This is a genomic window from Roseateles saccharophilus (genome assembly GCF_004342485.1).
GTDB lineage: Bacteria > Pseudomonadota > Gammaproteobacteria > Burkholderiales > Burkholderiaceae_C > Pelomonas > Pelomonas saccharophila.
Genome location: NZ_SMBU01000075.1, coordinates 1 through 6727, shown reverse-complemented (window position 1 = coordinate 6727; position 6727 = coordinate 1). Strand labels below are relative to the sequence as shown.

Genomic DNA, 6727 nt, shown 5'->3' with positions numbered 1-6727 from the left:
TGCGAGTCCCGTCCAATTCTTCGCGAGACAGCAGCCTTGACTCAACCTCGAATAGCTTGGGATCGCGAGCCGAAATCTACGCGGGACGTAACAACTGGGAGCAACAGCGATGGCGTGTAGGAGCCGCCGTGCATGCCTTCGAAGTCGAATTCGTAGAGCGTCAGCTCGCCGAGCACGGGCTGACGCTGCCCGACCATGAAGGTGAATGCGTTCGGCGCCGCGATGAACAGGTGGACCCTGAAACCGCGCGCCCTGACCGCGTGGACCTGTTGCGCAAGGCCTTCCGCCAACAAAAACGCATGGTTGCCGCACAGCACCGCTCGTGCCCCAGGGCCGCCGCTGGGCCTTGCCACAAGGAATTCGGACACCACGGTCTTCGACGCTGCGAGATATTGCGCCACGTCCTTGGCGATGTCATGGGTTAGGCAGACGGCGACCGCAAGATCACCTGGCTTGCTGTCCAGTGTCTCCCGCGTGAAGTCCCATTTGGGCCAACTCGGGTCTTCTTTCGTGTCTCCCGCCTTCCAGACGACGCGATGCAGCACGCGCTGCTCAAGCTCAACGTGGCGGCCGGATTTGATGTTCAGCACCGAGCCAGCGGCGAACGCGAGCGTGGCGTGCGCATCGAGGATGAGGCGCAGGTCCTCGCTTGCCGCTGCCGCATCTACTAGGAAGCTCTTGAGCTTGGGGTACAGCGCGTTGCGCCAATCCGTGTCGTCACGGATCTGGCGATCGTCGAAATGCTGAACCAGATCGAGCACCTTGACGCAACGTTCCTCAAGGGCATCGATCGGATGCTCGAAAGACTTGACCCCGAACACTATGTGTTTCTTCGGCGGGGCTTCAAACAGGTTCTGCTGCTTGCACGCATCGGAGAAGGAATTGCGGTCAAACTCGATCCGGCCGGCCGCCAACCACTGGAACGTGAGGTCGTCGTACCAGCACACGTCCTCCGCCTCCGGCACGCGACGCATGCCACGCAATTCGAGCAGCGGGTCGAGGTTGTCGCGGAGATCGATCAGCGACCGGGAATCAATCCCCAGGCCCAGCGTTTGCACCATCAGCAGCAGGCCCGCGTCATCAACGCCCAGGTGTTCTCGCCAGGCCTTTCGGACTTTGCCGGCGATGCTGGCGTCGGTGGTTCCGTCGAACAGCCTATCGACGCGCATGAACCCGTGGCGGGCCGCCACCATGCTGCGAAGAGGATCACCCTTCTGGATTTGCCAGTTGGTCACGAGGCGGAAGCGTGCCCCGCTGCCCGCGGGCGCATAGGCCCGCTGGGCATTGAGCGCACGCTCGAGCAGGGAGTGCGAGCTCGCGTTGATGAAGTCGGGCTTGGTTAGGTCCTCGAACGTGAAGTCGCCGGGGCCGACGTGCCACTTGCACTGATAGTGGTCGCGTTTCAGGCTCTCGCCGCGATGGTCGTGACGACCCCGTCCGTCCTCGTACTCGACCCAGATATCGTCGAAGCCCTTAGGCCCCTTCTCGAAGCCCACCTTGGCGATGCCGCTCAGAGGATCGAGCAGCCTGAGCGCTTTGAGCCAGAACTGTCGGGCTTGGTAGGCGTGGCCTTCGCGCACGACCGCAACTGCTTGCGTCACGGGGATTCCTTCGAGATCTTAAGCATCGTTGAACGGCGGCGTTGGTTCGATGGACTTCGCCAGCGCGATGGCGTCCGCGGCCTTCATCGGGCCTGCGGGGTAGGCGTTGAGGATGATGCCGGGTAGCAGCCTTTGCGTCAGGTCCGAGAACGTGAGGCCGTAGTTGCGTCCCTTATCGGGGCCGGTGGCCGCGACCAGGGCCGTCAGGTCGGCGCCAGTGAAGCCGACGTCCCCGAACCAGCGTTCGAGGACATCACGGCGCTGCTCGTCGGTCGGCCTGGAGAACGTCAGGATGTCCGCGGCGCGCCGGCGGACCGCCGGATCCAGGGCGTTCAAGCGGTTGGTGCACATGATGACGGCCGCAGGCACCTGTCCATTTGCGAGGCGGTCGATGCCGCGAATGAAGGCGTTGACACCCGCGCGGTCTTCATGGTGCATCTGCTCGGTCTCGCGTGACTGAGCCAGCGCGTCCGCTTCATCGACCAGCAAGATGACCCCGCCGCGGGCCGGGCCAGTCTGCGACTTCAATTTGCTGGCCTGGGCATACGCCTGCTCGAACGCAGCGGTGACCAGTTGCGTCATCTCACCGACGCGGCCTTGGCCGCGGGACGCCAGGCTGAGGGGCATCAGCGTGATGTCGATGTCCTCCTGCCTGGCGACCTGATCGCCGATGGTTTCGGCGAGTTCGGTTTTGCCCGACCCGACGTCGCCCGCGAGCACGACGAGTGGCGGACGCCGCAGGACCGCGTCGATGAGCCGCGGTGCATCCGGGTGGTGCTTCTTCTGCCACGCGCGCAACCCGTTGGGGTTGATCAGGATGCTCAGGATGTTGGTGAGCCTTCGGACCTTGTCGTCCATGCCGACCAAACGCGCCAGACGGTCGCGGGCATCGGGGTCGGGAAGGGTGATCGTGCGCTCGAACAGCGCGGGTGCTTGAGGTTGGGTCATCAATAGGTCCTGACGCTTGCGCGGGCGAGGGAACGGCCGCCGGAGGAGTAAGAGCGATCGTCTGCGAAGTAGCCGTTGGCCACCGTAGGCTGGGGGGCACCGGTCCGCTGGAACGGCAGGGACTGCTTGAACGCGTCCTGCTCGGCAGACGTCATCGCAAGGTAGCTGCTGCTGTACGTGAGGTAGCTGTAGAAGCTGGCGCCGGAGACGTTCTTGCCGGGCGGGATCTTGCCGGGATCGTCGTCGCCCAGGCCGGCCTGCATGTCGGCAGCCGTGTAGCGCAGCGTGGGCTCGATCCACTGCCCGTCGCGGCGGAAGCCGTAGGTCACCGTGGAAAGGTAGCCGTTGCGCAGCAATTCGATGACTTCGGTCTCGTAGGTGGCGATGTCGGCATCGGACGGCAGGCCGTACAGGCGCTGCATGCGCTTGAGGTCGGTGGCGACTTTGGCGGCCAGGTGCCTCGCGTGCGTGATCGTGAAGCTGCTCGAAGAGCTTGTGGAGTAACTGGAACTCATCGTGGTCAGCCTTGGAAGGATGTGCCGAAGACCTTCTGCCAGTAGTAGACGGTCAGCTCTTTGGTTTGGGCCGCCAGCGCGGCGTCGATGGCATCCCCGGCGTCGAGAGCCGCCTCAACGATCGCGTCGGCCTGGGCCTCCGTGTACAGCCGCGTCACGTTGTTGGACGCGTTGATGGGATCGATGATCTGGATGGGATCGGCGTGCTTTGGGACGGCGTTTGCGGCGTAGTGGTCCGTGAAGACGATGCGCTCGCGCAGTCCGGAACGGGCGATGTAGGTGAAGAAGGCCTGCAGCGCCTCGGGGTAGTCCGACAGATCTACGCCCTCATCGCACAGCTTGGCCATGATGAGTTCGATCATGAAGGACTTGAAGCGTAAGCCCTCGCGCTCCTGCTTCATGCGGCGGGCCCAGAATTTCGCGAGTCGAACGACCTGCGCGAAATGACCCTCCTGCTTGCGCTTGCGCTTGCGCGCGAACTCGATGTGCAACGGGATGCTCGTCTCGAGGAACGAGCCATCGTCCTGGCTGACCAGGTTGCCGCGCCACTCTGGGTCGCCTGAATAGAGCACCGGGACGACATCGACATCGAGGCCGCTGCCACGGAACGAGACCGTCACGGAATAGGTCTGCCGCTTGATCTGGTCAGCGCTGAAATTTGGGAAGGCGGTTTCCAGGCGCTTGACGAGGTAGTCCAGCAAGCCTTGCACATCGTGTGGCGCGTCGGACCCGCTGACATACACGGCCACGTCGATGTCGTTCAGCGTGCGCAGGGCGGTCCCTTTGGCCAGGCTGCCGGAGAGCAGCATCTTGCGCAGGGCGAACGTGGGGTGGTCGGAAACGTAGGTGTCGAGCTTCTCGCGCAGGCGGCGCACCTGTGCGCGGTACTCGTCGGCCTTGTCCTTGGGCAGGTTCACCTTCTCGTCGGCGAAGCGGACGATGTCTCGATGGTCGATGTGGGCTCGCGTCATGGGTCTCCTCGATTGCAACTGACGTACGGTCAGCGCTTGTGCTTCGTGGGGTCGACCAGGACGTAGCCCTGGCCGGGGCGTTGCGTGGGGGGCAGCGGCTTGCCCTGCACGCCGGTCACTTCGTTACCGGTGGCAGGGTTCTTGTATTGGCCGGAGGTGGGCACCGGGGTGCCGGGCTTCAAGAGCTTGGGCATGGAATTCCTTGTATTGGCTTGCCGGATTGGCCCAGCCAGTCTAGAAATTCGGATGCGAAATGTGTTGCGGATTGCGTTCAGCTTTCCTGAGCGGTTATTCGGTTATGTCAAGAAAACTGGAGGCGGGTCAGCGTTCCTGCACAAGAAGCCCCGACGGGCTGTGCGATGCTCTAAAAAATTTCTGGAGACCTAGCCGTGCCCAAGATTGCCGTCATCGAGGATGAACGCGCCATAAATGACCAGCATCGAGAAATGCTGAGCCAAGTTCCTGGAGCGGAGGTTTACCAGGCCTTCAATACAGTAGAGGCTCGCAGATTGATCGACTCTATGGAGTTCGATTTACTAGTCTTGGACATCGAGTTGGAGCCGGGCAGTTCCACGCCCAAAGGCGGTCTCGATTTACTGGTTGAATATGGTAAGAAGATGACAGTGATCATCGTCACCGGCATGCCTGAGCAAAATCTCCACGACATATCCATTCAGTTCAAGGCGTTTGAGTTTGTGAAGAAGCCGGTCAATCCGATAGACTTCTTGAACAAAGTGAACCATGCCTTGGCACTCCGCGATCTGCAGTCGAAAAAGAACGCTGTTGGGCGTCGGTGGCCGGCCAACTTGACGACAGAGGCCAATGGTCTGCCCGGATTTTTGTGGAAGGGTAAGCCGGTCAATTTGAGTATCATCCACCTGAACATGGTTTACATGATGGCTCAGGCACCGGGGAAGACGATTCCGTATGATGATTTGACTGAGTTGCTCAAGTCGGGAAATACGTCGCGGGTGGTTCAGCAACATATATCCACCATTAAGCAGCGATTCCGGGAGGCTGACCCGACGTTTGATCGAATCGCGACCGATCCGATGAAGGGCTACGTTTGGAAGGCTGATGAGAATTAAAACTCAGGTCTCCAAGTGGACTTTTACGTTGGGGGCTTTGGTCGGTGGCATCGTTATTATTGGCTTGCTGGCGTTTGCGCTATATGACTGGGTGACATCGGCAAAGGTAAGTGATCAGTAAGTACGTACCAATACGCTTTCGGCGGAGCTCTCAAATTTTCTCTTGTCGACTCGCGAGCCGGACGGCTTCTCGCTGCTTGAAAACGCGCGTGACTTTTCGAAGGCAGAGCGGCCTTTGCAGTTCGTGGAGTTGCGAAAACCCTTTTTCGCTTACCTCCTCAACCGCCAAAACGCGCGGCGACTGACGGCTGACAAAATCGTCTGGGAGGCTCCGCGGCCATGCGTCGTGGAGTTCGTAGGGAAAGCGCTGCCGTCTTCCGGCGATACACCGTTCGCCACTCAAGCTTGCTTTGCAGTGGTTCCGTCCGAGGCGGTCGGACGTTTTGCGTACTTTTCCATAAGATACCCGACGGACGTGATTCGGCGCCATCGTCCTGGCGCGAATCTTTCTGGCGAGGACCGTGTCGTCATTCGGTTTGACTCCGCCAAGGTTCCGCCAATCGTGCTTGTTTACAGAGCGCCTATCCTTGCTACTTCGAGATACCCGTCGCAGATCGATAGATTCGCAGGTATCCATGAAGTCTCAGCTTTTCTCGCAAATAATCCTGAGCGGCCTTTGCGTCAGGTAAACGCTCAAGCTTTCGAGCAAGTGGGGGAGGGGGATGATTCGCGAAATTACGTCACCATAGTCGGCCGCATTGAGGGCAACTATCTGGACAGCGCGGCGGATTCTTCGGAGAAGTGGCCCACGGCAGCAGTGTCTGCTTTGCAGCTCGGGCTAGACGTCTACGGACACAGCCCAGACGGCCCCGGTTCCCTGATGTCAATTCCACCTGGCACGCTGGGTCGGGCCCAGGTCTCACTTCAAAGTGCGTTCTTAGCAAGCGTGCCTTCGCGTTCCGTGTTGAGGGTAGTACGGAGCGAGGGTGCAAAGGAAGAAACCGTTTGGACGTCTTCAAACCTGAATCTGCCGACCATTCCCAGGCGAATGGATTGGCAGCAGCAGGTATCGGATTGGTGGGCGCAGTTGCTGCTAAATCGATATAGATCGGACCCGGCAACCTATCAGGCCGTGTTTCAGCTTCCTGCGCCCATTGGCAAGGTTGCGGCGAGTTTGGCCGCCCCGCCAGTCGCGTTGCCCGCCGCTGCCACCCGAGCGTTTGCCTGGCTGACCGCTGCACTTGTAATTGTCTGCATGCTCGTGCTGCTATTCGTTTTGGCAATATTCCGCTTGCGAGCGTTCACGAGCTTGGCGTGGACGATGGCGTCGAATGAGATTGGCCTCGATGATGCACGGGTTCGTGTTAAGCGTCGTGATGAGATCTCTACGCTTTGGAGGGTGCTGACAGTTCTATATCGTCGAAATCAGGCAAACATTCGGGCCCGGGTCCGGGTGATGCATCTAGCTGCTATTGAACGTGAGCGAGAGGTGCGTGTTATGCATGCGCGGCTTGAGAGCATCCCAGGCCCATGACCGCGCCCGGCGTTCGCGAAGAAACGATGGTGTTGTTGCGCTACAAGGCGAACGGCAGCGCCGTCATGAC

7 protein-coding genes are annotated in these 6727 nt (G+C 60.5%); 2 read left to right on the top strand and 5 right to left on the bottom strand.

Features of this window, described 5'->3' with window-relative positions; translation table 11 throughout:
- Positions 1 to 41 precede the first annotated feature (41 nt).
- From EV671_RS26175 to EV671_RS26930, 5 genes are read right to left on the bottom strand one after another with little or no spacing between them, the layout of a single operon-like run.
- Positions 42 to 1601: an SAVED domain-containing protein gene (locus tag EV671_RS26175; protein ID WP_132576839.1), complete on the bottom strand. Its 1560-nt coding sequence runs from the start codon at positions 1599 to 1601 to the stop codon at positions 42 to 44.
- Between the two features lie 18 nt (positions 1602 to 1619).
- On the bottom strand, positions 1620 to 2549 hold the full coding sequence (locus tag EV671_RS26170) for an AAA family ATPase (RefSeq protein WP_132576838.1): 930 nt from the start codon (positions 2547 to 2549) through the stop codon (positions 1620 to 1622).
- The gene (locus tag EV671_RS26165) at positions 2549 to 3064 is read right to left on the bottom strand and encodes an HORMA-1 domain-containing protein (RefSeq protein WP_132576837.1); all 516 of its coding nucleotides are present in this window, start codon (positions 3062 to 3064) and stop codon (positions 2549 to 2551) included. Before EV671_RS26165 ends, EV671_RS26170 begins: the two co-directional genes overlap by 1 nt.
- Positions 3065 to 3069: 5 nt before the next feature.
- Positions 3070 to 4035, bottom strand: coding sequence for a CBASS oligonucleotide cyclase (locus tag EV671_RS26160; protein ID WP_132576836.1), 966 nt, complete (start codon positions 4033 to 4035; stop codon positions 3070 to 3072).
- 29 nt (positions 4036 to 4064) lie between these two features.
- Positions 4065 to 4229, bottom strand: coding sequence for a hypothetical protein (locus tag EV671_RS26930; RefSeq protein WP_165917746.1), 165 nt, complete (start codon positions 4227 to 4229; stop codon positions 4065 to 4067).
- A 195-nt stretch (positions 4230 to 4424) separates the two neighbouring features.
- Here EV671_RS26930 and EV671_RS26155 point away from each other — a divergent pair, with 195 nt between their 5' ends.
- Both EV671_RS26155 and EV671_RS26150 read left to right on the top strand, forming a co-directional pair.
- The gene (locus EV671_RS26155; RefSeq protein ID WP_132576835.1) at positions 4425 to 5123 is read left to right on the top strand and encodes a response regulator; all 699 of its coding nucleotides are present in this window, start codon (positions 4425 to 4427) and stop codon (positions 5121 to 5123) included.
- A 163-nt stretch (positions 5124 to 5286) separates the two neighbouring features.
- Entirely contained in the window at positions 5287 to 6657 is a 1371-nt protein-coding gene (locus tag EV671_RS26150) for a hypothetical protein (protein ID WP_132576834.1), read from the top strand.
- Positions 6658 to 6727 lie beyond the last annotated feature (70 nt).